An 18,193-nucleotide genomic window follows, 5' to 3' on the forward strand; every position below is an offset into this window, starting at 1 on the left:
TCCAAGACCGCACCCCGCAGCAGGCCTACCTGAACCCGATCACCCAAACAAACCTGCCAACTTCTTGACTCAAGACAGCGACCTTATGACAGAAGCTCGCTCCTAACCGAGCCGCACCCCTGCCGCGCTGAAGAAGTGCACGTGGTCCGGATCGGGACGCAACCGCACGCGATCGCCTCGGCGCACGGACGTCTCGCCGGACACCCGGGCGGTTACCGACCATGGAGCCGCGCCGTCGGAAGAAGTGATTCGCCCGTACAGGTAGGTGTCGGCGCCCAGTTCCTCGACCAAGTCCACGTCGATGTCGACACCGGAATCACTTGACTCGAAATGTTCGGGCCGGACACCGACCACCACTTCGCCTGCTGCCGCGGCGATCTCGCGGCTGACCGGAATGACGCAGTCCCCCAGCGACACCGTCCCGTCGACAACCGGCACGGTGAACAGATTCATCGCCGGCGACCCGATGAATCCGGCGACGAACACGTTGGCCGGGCTGCGGTAGAGCTCGCGCGGCGGGGCGCACTGCTGCAGCACCCCGTCGCGCAGCACCGCGACCCGATCCCCCATCGTCATGGCCTCGACCTGGTCATGGGTGACGTAGACGGTGGTGATCCCCAGCCGCCGCTGCAGTTCGGCCACCTGGTTGCGGGTCTGCACCCGCAGCATGGCATCCAGGTTCGACAGCGGCTCATCCATCAGAAAGACCTGCGGGCGGCGCACGATGGCCCGGCCCATCGCGACCCGCTGGCGTTCCCCGCCGGAGAGGTCCTTGGGTTTGCGCTGCAGGTGTGCCTCAAGACCCAGCAGTTGGGCGGCCTCGGACACCCTGGCGCGGATCTCGGCCTTCGGAACCTTGGCGACCTTGAGTGCGAAACCCATGTTCTGCGCCACCGTCATATGCGGGTACAGCGCATAGTTCTGGAACACCATCGCGATGTCGCGACGGCCGGGGTCGGTCGCGGTGACGTCATGCTCGCCGATGTAGATATGGCCCGCGTCAACGGGTTCCAAGCCGGCCAGCATCCGCAGCGTCGTCGTCTTGCCGCAACCCGACGGCCCGACCAGCACCATGAACTCGCCGTCGGGGACCGCCAGGTCCAACGCATCCAATGCCGGGCGGTCGGCACCCGGGTAGCGCCGAGTCACGGAGTCGAACGTCACTGAGGCCACTGCAATCTCCTGACTACCGTCCACCGAACCCGGTCGCCGCGATCCCGCTGACGAAGGCACGTTGGGCGAGGGTGTAGACCACGACCAGCGGCGCCAGCATCAGCATGGACGCCGCCATCAGCACCGGCCACTCGGCGACGTACTCCCCCTGCATCCACACCAATCCGAGGGTAAGGGTGGCAATGTCCTTGGTCTGGATCATCAACAGCGGCCACAGGAAGTCGTTCCAGACGTTGATCCAGGTCAGTACGGCCAGCACCATCACCGCCGGTTTGGCGTGCGGCAACAGGATCCGCCAGTAGACCGTCCACGGCGAGCACCCGTCCAGAATGGCCGCCTCCTCCAGATCGATGGGCAGCGTCGCGAAGAACTGCCGCATCAGATAGGTGCCGAATGCGCTGCCGAACAACCCGGGGACGATCATCGCCCACATGGTGTCGGTCCACCCGAACACTCGCATCAGGATGAACTGCGGAATCACCGTGACCGTCAACGGCACCATCAGTGTTGCCAGGTACAACACGAAGAGCGTGTCGCGTCCGGTGAACGGCAGCCGGGCGAAGGCATAGCCCGCCAGTGAGCAGAAGAAGACCTGTCCGGCCGTCACACAGCCGGCGTAGAGAACGGTGTTGAACAGCATCCGCCAGAACGGCATTCGGGTGAACACGTCGAGGTAGTTCGACCACTGCGGATGAGCCGGCAGCAGCATCGGCTGGCTGACCTCGGATTGGCGCTTGAGTGATCCCGACAGCGCCCACAGGATCGGGAACAGCGCACACGCGGCCACGCCGGCCAACCCGGCGTACACGCCCAGCAACCCTGCGATGCGGTGCCGCACCGGCCGGGCCGTCATTGGTCCACCGCATTTCGGCGAGACAGCCGCAGCTGGATGACGGTCAGCACCAACAGCACGGCGAACATCACCCAGGCCAGCGCGGATGCGTAGCCGAAGTCCAGGAAGGCGAATGCGTGTTGGAACAACATGATGGCCAACACGTAGGTCCCGGTCTCCGGCCCGCCGCTGCTTCCGGTGAGGACGTAGACCAGGTCGAATGCCTGGAACGCGTTGATCACCGAGATCACCACCACGAACCACAGCGCGCCGCGGATCATCGGGACCGTGATGGACACGAAGCGCCGAACCTCCCCGGCGCCGTCGATGCGCGCCGCCTCATGCAGAGAGTCGGGCACACCCTGCATGGCCGCCAGCAGAATGACCGTCGCGAACGGCACGCTCTTCCAGACGCTGACCAGACACAAGGACGCCATCGCCCAGTGCGGCTCGGTGAGCCACGGCACCGGGGAGATTCCGAACCAGCCGAGCATGATGTTGAGCAACCCGCTGTCGGTGTTGAACACGAACTGCCACACCACCGCGATCACCACCGATGACACTGCCAGCGGAATAAACGCGATTGCCCGAAACAGCCCGATGCCCTTGATCTTCCGGTTCAAAAATCCGGCCACCGCCAGACTGATCAACACCGTCGGTACCACGGTGCCGACGGTGAACACCGTGGTGTTGCGCACCGCGATACCGAACAGCGGGTCATGTGCGAACAGGTCTCGGAAGTTCGTCACGCCGACGAACGTCGGCGCCGTGAACAGGTCCCATCGCTGAAAGCTCATGTAGAGCGAAAAGGCCAGCGGGAACGCCATGAACACCGCGACCGCCGCGAGGTTCGGCGCGATGAACCAGCGCCCGGCTCGTGCCCGTCTGCGTGTGGGGTTCATGCCGAAGCCAACACTTCATCGATCTGTGGCGCGAGCCCGGTCTTCAAACTGGTAGCGGGCCGCTTTCCGCGCAGCACCGGTCCGATGGCGCGGTCCATCAGGGCGTGGACCTTCTGCCACTCCGGGGAGATCGGCAGTCCCTCGGAGTGCGCGGGCCCCCCGGTGAGCACCGCCCGATTGCTGATTCCGGTGTGGGCGGCGGTGAATCCGGGTGCGGCGATCGCCGAGCGCAGCACCGGCACAAAGAGTCCGGACTCCCCGATCAGTGCCTGCCCCACGGGTCCCGCGGCGAATTTGACGAACTCCCAGGCCTGATCCCGATGGCGGCTGTCGGCGGCGATCGCCAGGCCGGTGCTGCCGATGGCGGACCGGGCGGCCATGCCCTTGGCGGCCGCAGCCGGCCCGGTCGGCAGGATCGCCACGTCGAAGTCGAGATCGTCGGCCTGCGCGAAGGTCTGGTAGCGCCAGTGCCCGCCGAGCGCCATCGCCGCCTTTCCCGCGGAGAACAGTCCCATGGTGGACATCGACTGGGTGTCGGCGGCCGCGGGAGCCACCCGGTGAACGTTGGCCAGGTCGGCGTAGAACTGCAGGCCGGCGAGAAAGTCGTCGTCGTCGAAGTTCAGGTGGGTCGGGTTGACTCGTGGCACGGCCCACGGCGTGCCGTTGTTCATGCCGAACAGCGCCGCGGAATACGGTGGCGACCAGGTGTCGACGAAGCCCCACTGGGTGATTCGGCCGTTGGCGGACCGTCGGGCGAGTGCGGTTGCGGTGTCCAGGAATTCACCGAATGTCCAGGGCTTGTCCCATCGGCCCGGCGGCGGGCGCACCCCGGCCTCGGCGAAGATTCTGGTGTTGTAGAACAGGAATGCCCCCGACCACTGCTCCGGGAACGCGTACTGGCCTCCGTTGAAACCGAACGTCTCGTACAGGGCGGGGATGCTGTCGGCGCGCAACCTGGCCGCGAACTCCCGGTCCCGGTCCAGCAGGGTGTTCAGGTCCGCCAGCACGCCGCGCTCGGCCAGTCCGGCGTAGTTGAACTCCCACGCCATCAGCACATCCGGGCATTTGCCGCCGGCGCAGAACGTCGACATCTGCTGGGTGGGGTCTCCCCCGGCCAGCACGGTGCGGACCCGGATGTCGGGGTGCTCGCGCTGGAATGCGTTCACGATGCGCAGCCGGGCGTCGGCCTCTTCCGGGTTGGCCGCGAAGAAGAAGGTCAGTGCGTCGTCGTCGCGGCCGCAGGCCGACGTCCAGGGCAACAGCGCGGCCGCCCCGATCGCCCCGGCGCCGCGCAGCACGCTGCGTCGCGTGAGCGATTGTGCACCGGAGGCCCGCACCCGCGAACCGTCACACTTCGATCGGCGGGTGGAGGCGTTCCAGGGTGTACTGGCGATCTCGCCGGGCGGCCCAGGAGCTCGCGGCCAGCGACGCCACGAGAATCCCGGCCAGCACCGCCACCGACGTCCACATCCTGGAGTCGATCCCTCCGACCGTCAACTGCCGTAACCCGTTGACGGCGTAGGTCATCGGATCATACGGATGCAGGATCTGGAACGGTTTGGCCGTGGTCTCCACCGGATACACCCCGCCGGACGACACCAGCTGGAACATCAGGAAGGCCAGGGTGAACACCCGGCCGACCGCGACACCCAGCACCGCGTTGAACGCCTGGATCAGCGCCAGGAACGACGCGGCGATCAGTCCCAGGAACAGCACCGTGCCCACCGCGTAGCGCGCCTGCAACCCGACACCGAAGTGCACCACCGCATACATCAGCACCACCTGACAGATCCCCAGCAGCAGGGCCGGCCAGTATGAGGCCAGCACCACCCGCAGCGCACCAAGGCCGTTGACAATGGCGCGAGTCTGTAGCGGGGTCAACAACATCCACACGATCAACGCACCGATGAACAATGCCAGCGGCAGAAAGAACGGGGCGAACCCGGTGCCGAAGGTGGCGGCGTGATGGGTGAAGTCCATATCGACGCCGACCGGGCCGGCCAGGATCTGGGCCACTTGGACGCGCTGTTGGTCGGTGATCGTCGAAGCGCGCTGATCCGCCTGGCCCAGGCCCGACGCCAACTGGGCGGCGCCGTCCTTGAGTTGATTGCTGCCGTCGGTCAACTGGACCAGGCCATCGCTGAGCTGGTGGGCGCCGGCTGCCAGCGCGGTGGCTCCGTCGCGCAGCCCGACCAGATCGTTCTTGAGCCCGCCGTCGAGGGCGTGGGTCATGAACGTGCGCAGCCCGCTGTTGGGATCAGCCAGATCATTCTCCAGCTGTTGGGTGTTGGTGCGCAGTTGGGTCAGTCCCTCATCGGTGGCCGGATCCATCCCCTCGACGTTGAGGAGTTGCTGGGCTCCGGCGAGGGTGTCGCCGAGCCCTCGCACCGCGGGATCGGCGTTGGCGCGCAACGCTTCTACAACCTGGTCGACGATTCCGGCGGCCTGCTGGTAGTTGACGTTGAGCGACGCGAGCCGGTCGGTCACCGTTTTGAGGTTGCCGCTCAGACTGGCCGCGGCCGCGCCGGCGGCGTTCGGATCGAAGTCCACGGCGGCGAGGTCGTCGGTCACCTTCATCAGCGGGTCGGTGGCCTGTAGCACACCCGACGACAGCTGACGGATTCCGTCGGCGAGCGCGGCTGACCCATCGCGGGCCGTTCCGAGGTTGTCAGCCAATGTCTTTGAGCCGTCGGAGAGCTGGCTTGCACCGTCGGCGGCCTTCTTGACCTCGTCGGTCACCTGGTTCAGCGCGGTGCCGATCACCTGCTGGCCGACCTTGGAGCTCACCTCGTTGAGCACCTCGCGGGCAGCGTTCTGGCCCATGACCGAAGCCAGATAGTTGTTGGCGTCGTTGAACCGGAACTGGATCTGCGCCTTCTGCGGATTCGGGCCCGCCGGGGACACCACCGCCTCGCTGAAGTCGGCCGGCAGCGTGATCGAGAAATAGTAGGTGCCGTCGGAAACCCCTTTGACGGCTTCGCTTTCCGATACCTGATGCAGATCGAGCTGGCCGGAGTCGACCAATGCGTGGGCGACTTCGTCGCCGGCGCGCACCTGGTTGCCGGAGACGCTGGCACCGGTGTCCTCGTTGACCAGGGCGACCGGGATCTTGTCGATGGCGGCGAACGGATTCCAGAACGCCCACAGGTACATGGCGCCGTACAGCAGCGGCAGCACGATGATGGTGATCAGGGCCAGTCGCGGCATGGTGCCGCGCGAATAGCGTTTGAGGTCGGTGCCCAGCGACATTCCGGCGAGCATGGTCAGGCGTTCTCCTTCTCGTGTCTGCCGTGGGTGAGCCCGGCGAGCCCCAGCTGACTGACCGAGAACTGCGCGGTGACCCCGGATGCCACGGGAAGTTCGTTGGCCGAGGCGGTGATCACGGTCTGCTTCTCCCCCAGCGCGACCAGCCTGCGGATCAGAGCGGCGCGGTCGCGGTAGTTGGTGACCTCATCGATGCTGCCGACCACCAGCAGTGGCGGACGCGCCGTGTTGGCCAGCGCGATACGCAGCAGCAGTCCGGTCAACTCGTCGAGTTGTTCGACGTAGTCGTTCAGTTGCGGCATGGGGAGCTCGCCGAAGACCGGCCGGCAGACGGCATCGCGCTCGGCTTTGCCGGCGCGGCGCACCAGCTGATACCAGGGCGAGTCCCAGCGGATCTGTTCGGTGATCAGGTCTTGTACCGTCACCGACTCGAAGATCGCGTCGAGCTGTTCGACGCCGGCCAGAGCGGCGACTCCGAAGATGTCGCGTGCTTTGCGGCGCCCCAATACCGTGAGCGTCCCCGCGGACGGCTTCATCCGGCCCGCCACGGTCATCAGCAAGGCGGTGCGTCCCGAGCCGGGTGGGCCGAGCAGGACGGTGAGACCGCCGGCAGGGATGTCGAGATCAAGCGGCCCGAAGGCCTGGCCCCACGGCCCGGTCATCGAGATGCCGCGTGCGGTCACCGCCATCGGTGCCGGCTCAGCGACCGCTGTTTCCTCTGACACGGGATCTCCCCCTCACACATCGATTCGCGTGACCCATCAAAGCAGAACCCGCCGGCCATGACCGGCCGTCACCCGTTCTTACCGCCGATACGGTTGCGGGAGCTGCAGCGTCGCGGCGCGCAGTCGATCGGGATCGCCGGCGATGTCGACGGTGTGGATGCGCCCACCGTCGTCGATTCCGATTCGCAGGATGGCCAGCAGGTGACCTCCCGGGGCGATCGCGATGCCGGGTGCGCCGTCAATGAGCAGCACGACACCGGCGCGGGCGCGCTGGGTGAAGCGCCGGGTCTCCGTCGCGACATCGGTGGCGCCGCGCACCTGGGTGGGCACGTCGGCCGGTATCAGCACCGGGTCGACCCGTCGCACCACGTCGGGCGCCAACAGCGCCAGCAGCGCGGGAATGTCTCCGCCGCGGGAGGCCGCCAGGAACGCGGTCACGATCTCGAGGTGTTCGGCGCGGCGCCGCGGTTGCTCGGCCGGCCCGGCGGCCAGTCGTGCCCGGGCCCGGCTGGCCAGCTTCTTGGCGGCGTCCGGTGAGCGGTCGAGCAGGCCACCGATCTGGTCGAACGGCACGTCGAACACGTCGTGCAGCACGAAAGCAACCCGCTGGTCCGGCGACAACCGGTCCAGCACCACCAGCAGTGCTCGGCTGATCGCTTCGGTGCGCAGCACCTCTTCGTCGGCGGCCGGCGCGGTCAGGGTCGGGGCGCTCTCCAGATCGGGTGAATCCGTCAGTGATTGCTCGCCCCGGCGCGAACGCGTCCGCAGCTGGTCCACGGCGGTGCGGGCGGTGATGGTGGTGAGCCAACCGGGCAGATTGTCCACCGCGGCGAAGTCGGCCCGGCTTGCCTTCAGCCAGGCCGTTTGGACGGCGTCGTCGGCGTCGGCGGCGGAGCCGAGCAGATGAAACGCCACCGCATGCAGGCGGCGACGGTTGTCCTCGAACTGCCGGGCCAGCATGTCCGCGTTGCCCATGGGTCACCTTTCCCAATCGGGAGTCGTCACAGGGATATAGCCACATCCACCGACGACAGGAAGAGCAACATCATGAGCCTACCGACTCTCTACCTGGTGACGGTCGCTGTCACCGCGGTCATCACCATCGCCATCGCGGTCCCCGACTTCGTTCCGGCGCAATTCGTTCTGGCCAATTCCGCCCGGGTAGGAGTGCCGCGGTCGTGGTTACCGCTGTTGGGCGGGCTGAAACTGGCTGGGGGCCTCGGCCTGCTGATCGGGCTGGCAGGCGTACCGCTGGTCGGCGTCGCCGGTGCGGCCGGGCTGGTGGTGTACTTCGTCGGTGCCGTCGTGACCCACGTGCGGGCCGGGGTGCTGTCCAACATCGCCTTTCCGGGGCTGTACCTGCTGTTGGCGACGGCATCGCTGGTGATGCTGGCCTGACCTACGCGAATTCGGAGGCCGGATCGGCGTGGCCGGCGGAACCGGCCCGCCGCGGGAGTTCGACGACGACGTTGGTGGCCTTGACCGATGCGACGACTAGGCTGCCGGGTTGTAGCTGCAGCTCGTCGGCGGCCTCCCGGCTGACCAGCGACACCAGCCGGAACGGGCCGGCTTGAATCTCCACCTGCGCCATCACCGTGTCGCGGGTCACCTCGGTGACCAGCCCGACCATCCGGTTGCGGGCGGACTGGCCCACCACGGGATTACGGGACACCGGTTCGACGGAGGCGCGCTCCTGGGCGAACCGTGCCAGCTCGGCCCCGTCGACCATGCGGGGCCCGCTGCCCGCCGTCACCGACAGGCGACCGGAGTCGATCCACCGCCGTACGGTGTCGTCACTGACCCCGAGCAATTCGGCGACTTCGGCAATTCGAAAGCTTGACACCCACCGAGCTTATCGCCGTCGTCGCGGCTGCTCAGTCTCCTGGGAAATACCGTATCGACGTGATCGGCCCGCCCCGACCGGCCAGGTCGAAGAAAAGCACGGCGCGTTGACGCTCCGATCGGGTCGACACCGCGACGGTGCTGCCGGACGCCAACAGCTTGGCCGGGCTCGAACCGTCGAGCTGCGCGCCGAGATCGGCCAGGTCCGCCGCGGTGTCATCGCCGTAAGTGACTGTGGCACTGGGTGATAGCAGGCTCCTGGCGGCGGCCGTGCTGCCCGAGGCGATCGCTGCCAGGAACGCCTGCACCGGCTTCTTGCCGCGGCTGGCCGGTCGGCGGAAGCCGGCGGCGAATCCGGCGGTGCCCGCGAGTCGCTGATTGCCCAGCAGTGACCGCGTCAGCTGCATCCCGGCGGGCATCGCCGCGATGCCGTTGCCGAGGAACTGGCGCATCATCGCCGGCAGTTCCCAGTAGGCGCGCAATCGCTGCAGCTCCCAGCGGCCGGCGGAGTTCTGCAGGTCGTAGCGGATGACCGCCGGAATGTGCATGGTCACCGACGGGCCCATCGCGACCTCGAGCTGCAGGTCCCGGATGACGGTGTTCCCGCGGACGATGTCCAGGTCACGGTGGAACGTGATGTCGCGCGGCCCGATGAACGTGTCGTAGAACCGGCCGATCTGCTCGGTGCCGACGTGCGGGCGTGAGCCCACCGGGTCCTCCACCCGGCCGTCCGGGCCGAACAGGCCCACCCAGCCGGCCCGGTCGTGGGCGGCCGCCGCGGCCGGGGACTGCTCGACCGCCGCCAGCAGCTCGGCCGCTGTCGCGCCCGCCATCAGGCGGCCTCCACCAGAGCGATGCCGGCGGAACGCATCTCCGCCAGCGCGGCGGCCGTCGAGTCGGCGGACACTCCGGCGGTCAGGTGCGGCAGCACCGCGGTGGAGAACCCCGCGCGAACCGCGTCTTCGGCGGTGGCGCGCACGCAGTGGTCGGTGGCGACACCGACCACATCCACACTGCCGACGCCGCGCTCGTGCAGCCAGTCGGCGAGCGCGGTGCCGTCCTCATCGACGCCGTCGAACCCGCTGTATCCCGCGCTGTAGGCACCCTTCTTGAAGACCGCTTCGATCCGATCGGTGCTCAACGCGGGATGGAAATCCGCACCGGGACTTCCAGCGACGCAGTGCGGCGGCCACGACCTCTGGTGGTCCGGGTGCTCGGAGAAGTGCGTGCCCGGATCGATGTGCCAGTCCTGGGTCGCCACCACGTGGTCGTAGCGGGCCCGGCCGGCCGCGCCGGCCACGTAGCGGCTGATGTCGTGCGCGACGGCCACAGCGCCGGTGACCGGGAGTGCGCCCCCCTCGCAGAAGTCGTTCTGCACGTCGACGATGATCAGCGCCCGCATGCGTCCACAGTATCGCCGGCGCCGCAACGACTCCCGGCCGTACAGCACCCAGGACACCGCGACCGCTGCCAGCGCCGCGACACTGACCGCCGTGGCCCAGGAGGCCGGGTAGACGACACCGGTCAGATAGTGGGCGATGAACCCCTCCGGTGGCAGCGGGGCCAGTCCGGCGGCCGTCCGCGCACGGCGCTCCAGCCAGGTCAGCGGGCAGTCCAGATCTGCGACCACGATCAGAATCGCCCAGATCACCGCCGCAGCGTGCAGCCAGATGGAGCGCGGCCACCGCAGCGCCAGGAAGCCGCCGGCCACCACGTAACCGACGAAGGCAAGGTGCGATACGACGATGAGCACCACCGCGGTCTCGTACATCGTTTCGCCGTCCGCAGAATCCGGTCCAGTCCCCGACCGTCACGGTACATTGGCGGACATCCAACGTGGTCAGGAGCAAAGCTGATGACAACCGGTGATTTCGGCCCCAACGGCCCTGGTTACGGCCCCGGTTACGGACAGCCCGGCGGCTATCCACCGGCTCCGGGCTGGGGGCAACAGCCCCCGTGGGGCCAGCAACCGGCCCAGCACCCCGGTGGGCTGGGCAGGCGCTTTTGGGCCCGGCTGCTCGACGGCGTGCTGGTCAGCATCGTGGCGTTCTTCTTGTCGGTGTTCTTGTTCTCCGACGATTACCCGTTCCTGGTCACCGGCCTGTTCTCCGGTGTGCTGACCTACGGCTACTTCGTGTTGTTCGAGGTCACCCAAGGGGCCACCCCGGCCAAGCGGCTGCTCGGTCTGGCGGTGCGCGGGCCCGACGGTGTCTCCAAGCCGGCCCCGGCGCAGTCGGCCATCCGCAATGCCTTCACCGTGCTCGCGGTGGTTCCCTACATCGGCCCGCTGCTGGCCTTCGTGGCCTACGTCGTGATCGCGGTGACCATCAGCGGCAGCCCCACCAAGCAGGGCAAGCACGACGAGTTGGCCGGCGGCACCCGGGTGATCCGGGCCTGATCCGACTGGCGAGCAGGGAAGTCAGCGGGCCAGAGAGAACCCCCGCCAGGCCTTCCGGCGCTCCGAGCTCGGGTCGAACTCCAGCCGGGTCTCGTGGTCGAACACCATCACCGCGCGGTCGTCGGGGTTGTAGGCCGGCCAGTCGTCGCCCGGTGCGCCCGCCCGGCTGAACGCCCCCCAGCGGCGCTGGACCTGCCCGCTGACCCGCAGGGCCGAGCGCCGGTCGGCGCCGGCGGTGAGCAGCCGGCCCAGCCCGCCGCTACGGTAGACGTCGAACACCGCGAACAGTTCGGTGGCATGGGTGGCCCCCATCCCCGACCAGCGCAGCACCCGCGGCGCGAAGTCATAGCGGTAGACGTAGGTGGGTGCGTGCGCACCGTGCGCTTCGGCGATGTCCCACACCGCCGCGTTGAATGCGAAATCACCGCCGAGCCGGATGCAGGCCTTCCGAGCCGGATAGTCCGGATAGGCGGCGATGATGCGATCGCGCACCCCGGCGTCGGCGCCGGCCAGCACCGCCTCCACCATCGGTTCGTTGGTCGGCAACATCTTCAAGAACCGGGTGAACAGCCGTCCCTCCTGGGCGTTGCTGCCGACGATCAGCGGCACCCGGTTGGCCGACCCCCGCCGCATCGCCTCAAGCGGATCCAGCGGCAACACGTCGTCGCCGGAGACCGGCCCGATCGGGAAAGCGCCCAGCATCTCTCGGTTGCCCACGTCGATCAACCGGTTCTGGGCCGCCACCAGCTCGTCCGGCGACACCCGCAGCAGCGCCTGGGCGGCGTCGGCAGGGCGTACCCCGAGAAGCGCGGCAAACCGGTCGGCGAATTCGGCCGCGATGTCGGTGCCACGCACCAGTCCCGCGGCCGGGCTTTCGGCGATGGCCCGGGAGAACAGGCCCTCCGCGGCGGGAACGCCCAGCAGGGTCGCGACGGCGTGCGCACCGGCGCTCTCCCCGAAGATGGTGACGTTGTCGGGGTCCCCGCCGAACGCCCCGATGTTCTCCCGAACCCAGCGCAGCGCCATCACCAGGTCCCGCAGGTACAGGTTGCTGTCGATGGTGACCTCGGAGGTCGACAGCGACGACAGGTCCAGGCACCCGAGCGCGCCGAGCCGGTAGTTGACCGACACGTACACGCAGCCACGACGGGCCAGCGCCGCCCCGTCGTAGATCGGGGTGGCCGAGCTGCCCAGGATGTAGCCGCCGCCGTGGATGAACACCATGACGGGCAGCGGGGTGGTGGCGCCATCTTCGGGCGCCACCACGTTCAGCGTGAGGCAGTCTTCACCGGTCGGCTGGAACCGGCCTGGACCCAGCATGGTGTACATCCGGTCCTGCGGCGCGCAGTTGGTGAAACCGTGACAGTGGCGCACCCCCGACCACGGCTCGGCCGGCTGCGGTGCGCGGAACCGTAACGGCCCGACCGGCGGACGGGCATAGGGGATGGACCGCCATCTGCGCACCCCGTCGCGCACGAAACCCTCCACGACACCGGTGGCGATGCTGGCCTGCACGGGATGGCTATGCATGCGATTAGCCTAATGGCATGCGTCTGACCGGGCTGATCGCCGTGTTGCTGTTGGTCGCCGGATGTTCGGGCGCCACGGTTGAGGAGCCGGCACCGAGCTCGACCGGGCCCGCGGCCTCCAGCGTGCCGTCCTCGTCGACTCCCGCGACTCCATCGCCGTCGAAGCCGTCGGCGTCCCCGGCTCCCCCGTCGCAGGGCGCCCCCATCGCCGATGTCATCGCCTGGATCGAGGCAGGCCGCCCCGCCGACGCCGCCGGCTACCACAAGGCCACCCGGGACGGCGAGACCACCGACCTCATCGATGAGGTCGCCTTCACGGTGCCTGCCGCGCCCCGCCGCAACACCATCTGCATGACCGATTCCGCCTCCGCCGACAGCGCGTTGGCCTGCGTGGTCGACCTGGGGAACCCGCCGTCGCCGCCCGACGTCGTCTACGGGCAGTGGAAGGGCGGCTGGGTCGACTACGGCGGCAACAGCCTGCGTGTCGGGTCCGCGCATGGTGATCCCGGCCGATTTCTGCACGGTGACGGGGCCGAACTGCCCGACGGAGCGGCGCTGTCGTTCGGTGACTATCGCTGTCGGGCGGATCGAGCCGGGCTGTTCTGCGTGAACTACGCGCACCGTTCGGCGGTGCGGTTCAGTCCCGAAGGCATCGAGACGTTCGGCTGCCTGCACGCGGTGCCGCCGCCGGCCGATGCCGGCAAGCTGTTCAGCTGCGCGAGCTGAGGTCAGCGCCAGCGGTCGGCGGATTCGACGGCGTGCAGCAGTGTGTCACACAGTTTCCGCAGCTCATCCCGTGGAGCGTCCTCGCTCAGCGCGGTGGCGATGTCCTCCGCCGCGCACCGCACCTGATACACCCGGTCGGACAGCGCGGTCGCCTCATCCGCGGAGAGCACCACGGCATCGGGCGCCAGCGCGGCCGTCTTACCGCTGCTGATCAGGGCCCGCTGCTCGTAAGCCCGCTGGCGGCAGGATTGCCGGCAGTACTGTCGCCGCCGCCCGATCCCGGCATCGCCCACGTCGCGACCGCACCATCGGCACGGTTGGGTGCGAGGACTGCGAGCCACGCCTGAAGACCTTAGTCCGCAGGCCCCGATGATCCCGGTATCATTGGGGGTTGTGCCGCGTGCGGGAACTGCACAGGCCCCGTTCGCGTTGTCTAACGCGGGTTGTATTTGAGAGACAAACAGGTTTAAGGAGAGTGGGTCGATGGCTGATCGTGTTCTGCGGGGCAGTCGGCTGGGAGCCGTGAGCTACGAGACCGACCGCAACCATGACCTGGCGCCGCGCCGCATGGCGCGGTACCGCACCGACAACGGCGAAGAGTTCGAGGTTCCCTTCGCCGACGACGCGGAGATTCCCGGCACCTGGATGTGCCGCAACGGCCTGGAGGGCACGCTGCTCGAGGGCGACCTGCCCGAGCCCAAGAAGGTCAAGCCGCCGCGCACCCACTGGGACATGCTGCTGGAGCGTCGCTCGATCGAAGACCTCGAGGAACTGCTCAAGGAGCGTCTGGAACTGATCAAGACGAAGCGGCGCGGCTAAGCGCGTCCGCCCCGGAGCCGGTTCACCCGGCCGCCGATCCCCCACCGCGCGACCTTGACCATCGCTTCGCGGATGTTCGAGCCGCTCATCTTCGAGACGCCCAGCTCGCGTTCGGTGAACGTGATCGGCACCTCGGTGATGGTGAAGCCGTTGTTGACGGCCCGCCAGGTGAGGTCGACCTGGAAGCAGTACCCCTTGGAGTCCACCGCGTCCAGGCCGATCTTCTCCAGCACCCCGCGACGGTAAGCGCGGTAGCCGGCGGTGATGTCGTGGATCCCGACCCCCAGCAACAGCCGGGCATAGGTGTTGGCTGTCTTGGACAGCACCAGGCGGCGCAACGGCCAGTTGCGTACCGTCCCACCGTCCACATAGCGCGAACCGATCGCCACGTCGGCGCCCGCATCGATGGCATCCAACAGGCGATACAGCTGTTCGGGCGCGTGGCTGCCGTCGGCGTCCATCTCGACGATCACCTCGTAGGGGCGGGCCAGGCCCCAGGCGAAACCGGCCAGGTAGGCCGCGCCCAGCCCCGCCTTGGAGGTCCGGTGCATGACGTGGATGCGCTCGGGATCGGCGGCCGCCCGCTCGTCGGCCAGCTTCCCGGTGCCGTCGGGGCTGCCGTCGTCGACAACGAGGACGTGCACGTCGGGGCGGGCCTGCCCCAGCCGGTCGAGGATGATCGGCAGATTCTCCAACTCGTTGTAGGTGGGTACCACTACGAGCGTGTGCAGGCTGGGACGCTCACTCATCGGCGCCGTTCCTCCCGTTCTCCGGATCGGCGCCGGTACGACGCTTGAATCGATCACGCATGAAGCTTCCATTTTGCCGTATGGCGGCCAATAGAACCGCAACGGCCGCGCCGAGCAGCACCCATTGCAGCACCGGCCCCCACCGGGTGGCCATCGTCAACGAGGTCTTGAGCCGCAGGTGGTTGTCCAGGTAGGCGGGTTCGAAGAAGGCGGTGCGGGCCAGCTCGCGGCCGTCGGGTGCGATCACCGCGCTGATGCCGGTGGTTCCGGCGACCACGACGTAGCGGTCGTGCTCGACCGCACGCACCTTGGCGAACGCCAGCTGCTGTTCGCTCATCGTCTCGTCGAAGGTGGCGTTGTTGGTCGGTACGGCCAGCATCTGGGCGCCGGCCAGCACTGACTGGCGCGGCGCGCGATCGAAGATGACCTCCCAGCAGGTGGCCACCCCGACCGGGACGCCGGCCACATGCACCACCCCGTCACCGTGGCCCGCCACGAAGTACCCCGCGCGGTCTGCGTAGCTCGACAGGTGACGGAAGAACCCGCGCCACGGCAGGTATTCGCCGAACGGCTGCACGATCCGCTTGTCGTGGCTGTCCCCCGGCCCGGTACGCGGATCCCACACCAGCACCGAATTCGACGCCACCGGATTCTCCCGGGTCCAGCCGTGCGCGGCCCGCACGGTGCCCACCAGGATCGGGGCGTCGATCGCCTGGGCGGCTGTGGTGATCTGTTGCGCCGCATCGGCGTTCATCAGCGGATCGATATCCGAGGCGTTCTCCGGCCAGATCACGAACAGCGGCTGCGGAGCCCGTCCGTCCGCGACGTCCTCGGCCAGCCGCAGGGTTTCGCGGACGTGGTAATCCAGCACCTCCCGGCGCTGGGCGTTGAACTCGAGCCCGAGGCGGGGCACGTTGCCCTGCACAGCGGCCACCGCGATCGACGGGTCATCGCCCGCGCCCGCCCCGGAACGGCGCACCCCGGGCCACACCACGACCGCGGCCAGCAGCACCAGGCAGATGCACAGGCCGGGCAGCAGCACCGCCGGCGGGCGGCTGACCGGCCCGGGGGCGGAGTCGGTTCGCAGCCACCGCACGATCTCGACCGCCAGGGCCGTTCCGGCGCAGCCGATCAGTACCACGCCCGTCGACAGCAGCGGAACCCCGCCGAGGGCGACCAACGGCAGCAGCGGCCCCGCAGTCTGGCCGTATGCCACGACACCCCAAGGGAATCCGCCGAACGGGACGACCGATTTCGCCCATTCCTGGGCCGCCCACAACAACGCGAACCAGACCGGCCAGCCGGCTAGCGTGCGCACCGCCACCGCCGCCGACCCGAACACCGCGGGAAACAGCGCACACATCAGCGTCAGCATCAGCCAGGGCAGCGGACCCACCAGTACACCCACCCACGGCAGCAGCGGCAGATAGAAGGTGAGGCCGAACAACAGGCCGTACCCGAAGCCGCCGGCGATGGTGGTCTCCCGGTGGACAAGCACCCAGCCCAGCAGAGCGAAGGCCAGGATCGCCGCCCACCACCAGTTGAGCGGGGCGAAGCTGGCCCGCAACAGCATGCCGGCGGCCACCGACGCCGCCAGCTGCGCCCAGCGATCCGCGGCGGCGGCGCCCAGTCGTTCCAGCCGGTTCGGTCCGGTTCGGGTTGCGCGGTCGGGGATCTCAGCAGCCGGCTGCTCCGGTGCCTCAGCCATGCAGGATCACTCCCCGATGCACGGTGCGACGACACCGCGGGGTGTCACCGGAATCGAGTACCGGCAGTACGGGCACCCGTGAACGCGGATCGGTGGACCAGCGCTGGACGGTGTCGAGGGGCGCCTCGACGGCCAGTCGCCCCGCCTCCCAGACTGCGTAGGACGCGGGAGCGCCGGGTACCAGCGTCCCGGTGATGCCGTCGTTGACACCGGCGGCTCGCCAGCCTCCCCGCGTCGCCGCGGCGAATGCCGCCCGCATCGACACCGCGCTGCCCGCCGTGCGATGGTGTGCGGCCGCGCGCACCGTGGCCCACGGATCCAGTGCGGTCACCGGGCTGTCGGAACCGAAGGCGAGGGGCACGCCTTGGGATGCTAACAGCGCGAAGGGGTTCAGCCCGGCGGCTCGCGCAGCACCGAGCCGCTGGGCGTACATGCCGTCGTCACCACCCCACAGCGCGTCGAAAACGGGCTGCATACTGGCGATCACGCCCCAGGCGCCCAGCTTGGCGGCCTGCTCGGCGCTGACCATCTCCAGGTGTTCCAGCCGGTGCACGCAGCGTGCCACGGCGGGAACACCGAAGTGCTCCACCACCCGTTCCAGCGCGGCGATCACCGACGACACCGCGGCGTCGCCGATGACGTGGAATCCGGCGGTCACCCCTGCCTCGGTGCAGGCCCACAGATGGGCGGTGACGGCGTCGGCGTCCAGATGGCACATCCCGGTGCATCCGGCGGCGTCGGCGTAGGGATCGTGCAGCCAGGCGGTGTGCGAGCCCAGGGAGCCGTCGACGAACAGATCGCCGCCAAGCCCGCGGGCCCCGGTCTCGGCGATCAGCTCGCGTGCCTGGGCGCCGCTGCCGACCTGCTCGCCCCAGTAGCCGATGACCTCGACACCCGGGCGGTGCTCGCTCAGCGCTCGTAGTTCCAGCCAGTCGTCCAGTCCCGCGATGTCCGGGCCTGCGCACTCGTGTACTGCGACGATGCCGGCCGCGGCGGCGGCGGCCAGCGCAGCGGTGCGTGCCTCGGCCCGCTGCCCGGCCGTGAGCAGACCTCGGGCCGCCGCGCGGACCAGGTGGTGGGCGTCACCGGACAACGGTGCCGCGGCGTCGGGCCCCTGCGGCAGCCCCGGCACTCGGTTACGAAGCGCGGTCGAGGCCAGCGCCGAGTGGACGTCGGTCCGGGACAGGTAGGCCGGCCGGTCACCCACCACCGCGTCCAGCGCCGCCGTGTCCGGGGCCGCGCCATCCGGCCAGCCGGATTCATCCCAACCGTGGCCCCAGATCGGCTGGCCGGGATGGGCGGCCGCATGGTCGGCGATCAGTTCCAGGCAGTGCCGCGCCGAGGTGGCCGGCCGCAGGTCCAGACCGGTGCGGCACAGTCCCGTCTCGGTGACGTGAATGTGGCTGTCCACGAACGCCGGTGTCACCAGCGCCCCGTCGAGGTCGATCAGCTCGGCCTGTGGGAACTGTTCGCGGCCGACGGCGTCGCTGCCCAGCCAGGCGACCACTCCGTCCCGGACCGCCATC

Annotated in this window: 19 protein-coding genes and 1 pseudogene; 4 read left to right on the forward strand and 16 right to left on the reverse strand. The window is 68.8% G+C overall.

Annotation, left to right across the window (positions count from 1 at the left end; genetic code table 11):
• Positions 1 to 102: 102 nt before the first annotated feature.
• From AWC16_RS07570 to AWC16_RS07600, 7 genes are all read right to left on the reverse strand, one after another.
• Complete coding sequence (locus AWC16_RS07570; protein ID WP_085264251.1) at positions 103 to 1,173, reverse strand: ABC transporter ATP-binding protein; 1,071 nt, start codon at positions 1,171 to 1,173, stop codon at positions 103 to 105.
• 13 nt (positions 1,174 to 1,186) lie between these two features.
• A complete protein-coding gene (locus AWC16_RS07575; protein ID WP_085264141.1) occupies positions 1,187 to 2,026 on the reverse strand; it encodes a carbohydrate ABC transporter permease in 840 nt (279 codons plus the stop codon).
• Positions 2,023 to 2,907, reverse strand: a complete 885-nt coding sequence (locus tag AWC16_RS07580) for a carbohydrate ABC transporter permease (protein WP_085264142.1) — start codon at positions 2,905 to 2,907, stop codon at positions 2,023 to 2,025. The genes AWC16_RS07575 and AWC16_RS07580 overlap by 4 nt, the downstream gene beginning before the upstream one ends.
• Positions 2,904 to 4,244, reverse strand: a complete 1,341-nt coding sequence (locus tag AWC16_RS07585; RefSeq protein WP_085264143.1) for an ABC transporter substrate-binding protein — start codon at positions 4,242 to 4,244, stop codon at positions 2,904 to 2,906. Before AWC16_RS07585 ends, AWC16_RS07580 begins: the two co-directional genes overlap by 4 nt.
• A 10-nt stretch (positions 4,245 to 4,254) precedes the next feature.
• Complete coding sequence (locus AWC16_RS07590; RefSeq protein ID WP_085264144.1) at positions 4,255 to 6,168, reverse strand: YhgE/Pip domain-containing protein; 1,914 nt, start codon at positions 6,166 to 6,168, stop codon at positions 4,255 to 4,257.
• Positions 6,169 to 6,170: 2 nt separating this feature from the next.
• Positions 6,171 to 6,860 (reverse strand): ATP-binding cassette domain-containing protein, encoded by a 690-nt coding sequence (locus AWC16_RS07595; protein WP_085264252.1) that lies wholly within the window; start codon positions 6,858 to 6,860, stop codon positions 6,171 to 6,173.
• Between the two features lie 114 nt (positions 6,861 to 6,974).
• Positions 6,975 to 7,871, reverse strand: a complete 897-nt coding sequence (locus AWC16_RS07600; protein ID WP_085264145.1) for a sigma-70 family RNA polymerase sigma factor — start codon at positions 7,869 to 7,871, stop codon at positions 6,975 to 6,977.
• 72 nt (positions 7,872 to 7,943) lie between these two features.
• On the opposite strand from AWC16_RS07600, the gene AWC16_RS07605 reads away from it, so the two are divergent.
• Positions 7,944 to 8,294: a DoxX family protein gene (locus AWC16_RS07605; protein WP_085264146.1), complete on the forward strand. Its 351-nt coding sequence runs from the start codon at positions 7,944 to 7,946 to the stop codon at positions 8,292 to 8,294.
• Position 8,295: 1 nt separating this feature from the next.
• On the opposite strand, the gene AWC16_RS07610 is transcribed toward AWC16_RS07605, so the two are convergent.
• From AWC16_RS07610 to AWC16_RS25030, 4 genes and pseudogenes are all read right to left on the reverse strand, one after another.
• Positions 8,296 to 8,739, reverse strand: a complete 444-nt coding sequence (locus AWC16_RS07610; RefSeq protein ID WP_085264147.1) for a TOBE domain-containing protein — start codon at positions 8,737 to 8,739, stop codon at positions 8,296 to 8,298.
• A 31-nt stretch (positions 8,740 to 8,770) separates the two neighbouring features.
• The gene (locus AWC16_RS07615; protein ID WP_085264148.1) at positions 8,771 to 9,571 is read right to left on the reverse strand and encodes a nuclear transport factor 2 family protein; all 801 of its coding nucleotides are present in this window, start codon (positions 9,569 to 9,571) and stop codon (positions 8,771 to 8,773) included.
• On the reverse strand, positions 9,571 to 10,140 hold the full coding sequence (locus AWC16_RS25025) for an isochorismatase family protein (RefSeq protein ID WP_165759189.1): 570 nt from the start codon (positions 10,138 to 10,140) through the stop codon (positions 9,571 to 9,573). Before AWC16_RS25025 ends, AWC16_RS07615 begins: the two co-directional genes overlap by 1 nt.
• Positions 10,141 to 10,194: 54 nt before the next feature.
• Positions 10,195 to 10,509: pseudogene (locus AWC16_RS25030) on the reverse strand (DUF2784 domain-containing protein); the annotation flags it as partial.
• Positions 10,510 to 10,593: 84 nt separating this feature from the next.
• On the opposite strand from AWC16_RS25030, the gene AWC16_RS07625 reads away from it, so the two are divergent.
• On the forward strand, positions 10,594 to 11,136 hold the full coding sequence (locus AWC16_RS07625) for an RDD family protein (RefSeq protein ID WP_085264150.1): 543 nt from the start codon (positions 10,594 to 10,596) through the stop codon (positions 11,134 to 11,136).
• Between the two features lie 21 nt (positions 11,137 to 11,157).
• Here AWC16_RS07625 and AWC16_RS07630 read toward each other — a convergent pair whose 3' ends face one another.
• Entirely contained in the window at positions 11,158 to 12,666 is a 1,509-nt protein-coding gene (locus tag AWC16_RS07630) for a carboxylesterase/lipase family protein (protein ID WP_085264151.1), read from the reverse strand.
• Between the two features lie 17 nt (positions 12,667 to 12,683).
• On the opposite strand from AWC16_RS07630, the gene AWC16_RS07635 reads away from it, so the two are divergent.
• On the forward strand, positions 12,684 to 13,391 hold the full coding sequence (locus tag AWC16_RS07635; RefSeq protein WP_085264152.1) for a hypothetical protein: 708 nt from the start codon (positions 12,684 to 12,686) through the stop codon (positions 13,389 to 13,391).
• 2 nt (positions 13,392 to 13,393) lie between these two features.
• Here the strand turns inward: AWC16_RS07635 and AWC16_RS07640 are convergent, their stop codons facing one another.
• On the reverse strand, positions 13,394 to 13,732 hold the full coding sequence (locus tag AWC16_RS07640) for a hypothetical protein (RefSeq protein WP_109561323.1): 339 nt from the start codon (positions 13,730 to 13,732) through the stop codon (positions 13,394 to 13,396).
• 142 nt (positions 13,733 to 13,874) lie between these two features.
• On the opposite strand from AWC16_RS07640, the gene AWC16_RS07645 reads away from it, so the two are divergent.
• Complete coding sequence (locus AWC16_RS07645; protein WP_085264154.1) at positions 13,875 to 14,210, forward strand: RNA polymerase-binding protein RbpA; 336 nt, start codon at positions 13,875 to 13,877, stop codon at positions 14,208 to 14,210.
• On the opposite strand, the gene AWC16_RS07650 is transcribed toward AWC16_RS07645, so the two are convergent.
• From AWC16_RS07650 to AWC16_RS07660, 3 genes are read right to left on the reverse strand one after another with little or no spacing between them, the layout of a single operon-like run.
• A complete protein-coding gene (locus AWC16_RS07650; protein ID WP_085264155.1) occupies positions 14,207 to 14,959 on the reverse strand; it encodes a polyprenol monophosphomannose synthase in 753 nt (250 codons plus the stop codon). The genes AWC16_RS07645 and AWC16_RS07650 overlap by 4 nt on opposite strands.
• Complete coding sequence (gene lnt / locus AWC16_RS07655) at positions 14,952 to 16,667, reverse strand: apolipoprotein N-acyltransferase (RefSeq protein WP_085264156.1); 1,716 nt, start codon at positions 16,665 to 16,667, stop codon at positions 14,952 to 14,954. Before lnt ends, AWC16_RS07650 begins: the two co-directional genes overlap by 8 nt.
• Entirely contained in the window at positions 16,660 to 18,192 is a 1,533-nt protein-coding gene (locus AWC16_RS07660) for an amidohydrolase (RefSeq protein WP_085264253.1), read from the reverse strand. The genes lnt and AWC16_RS07660 overlap by 8 nt, the downstream gene beginning before the upstream one ends.
• Position 18,193: the final 1 nt, after the last annotated feature.

It is taken from the genome of Mycolicibacter longobardus (assembly GCF_002102265.1).
GTDB lineage: Bacteria > Actinomycetota > Actinomycetes > Mycobacteriales > Mycobacteriaceae > Mycobacterium > Mycobacterium longobardum.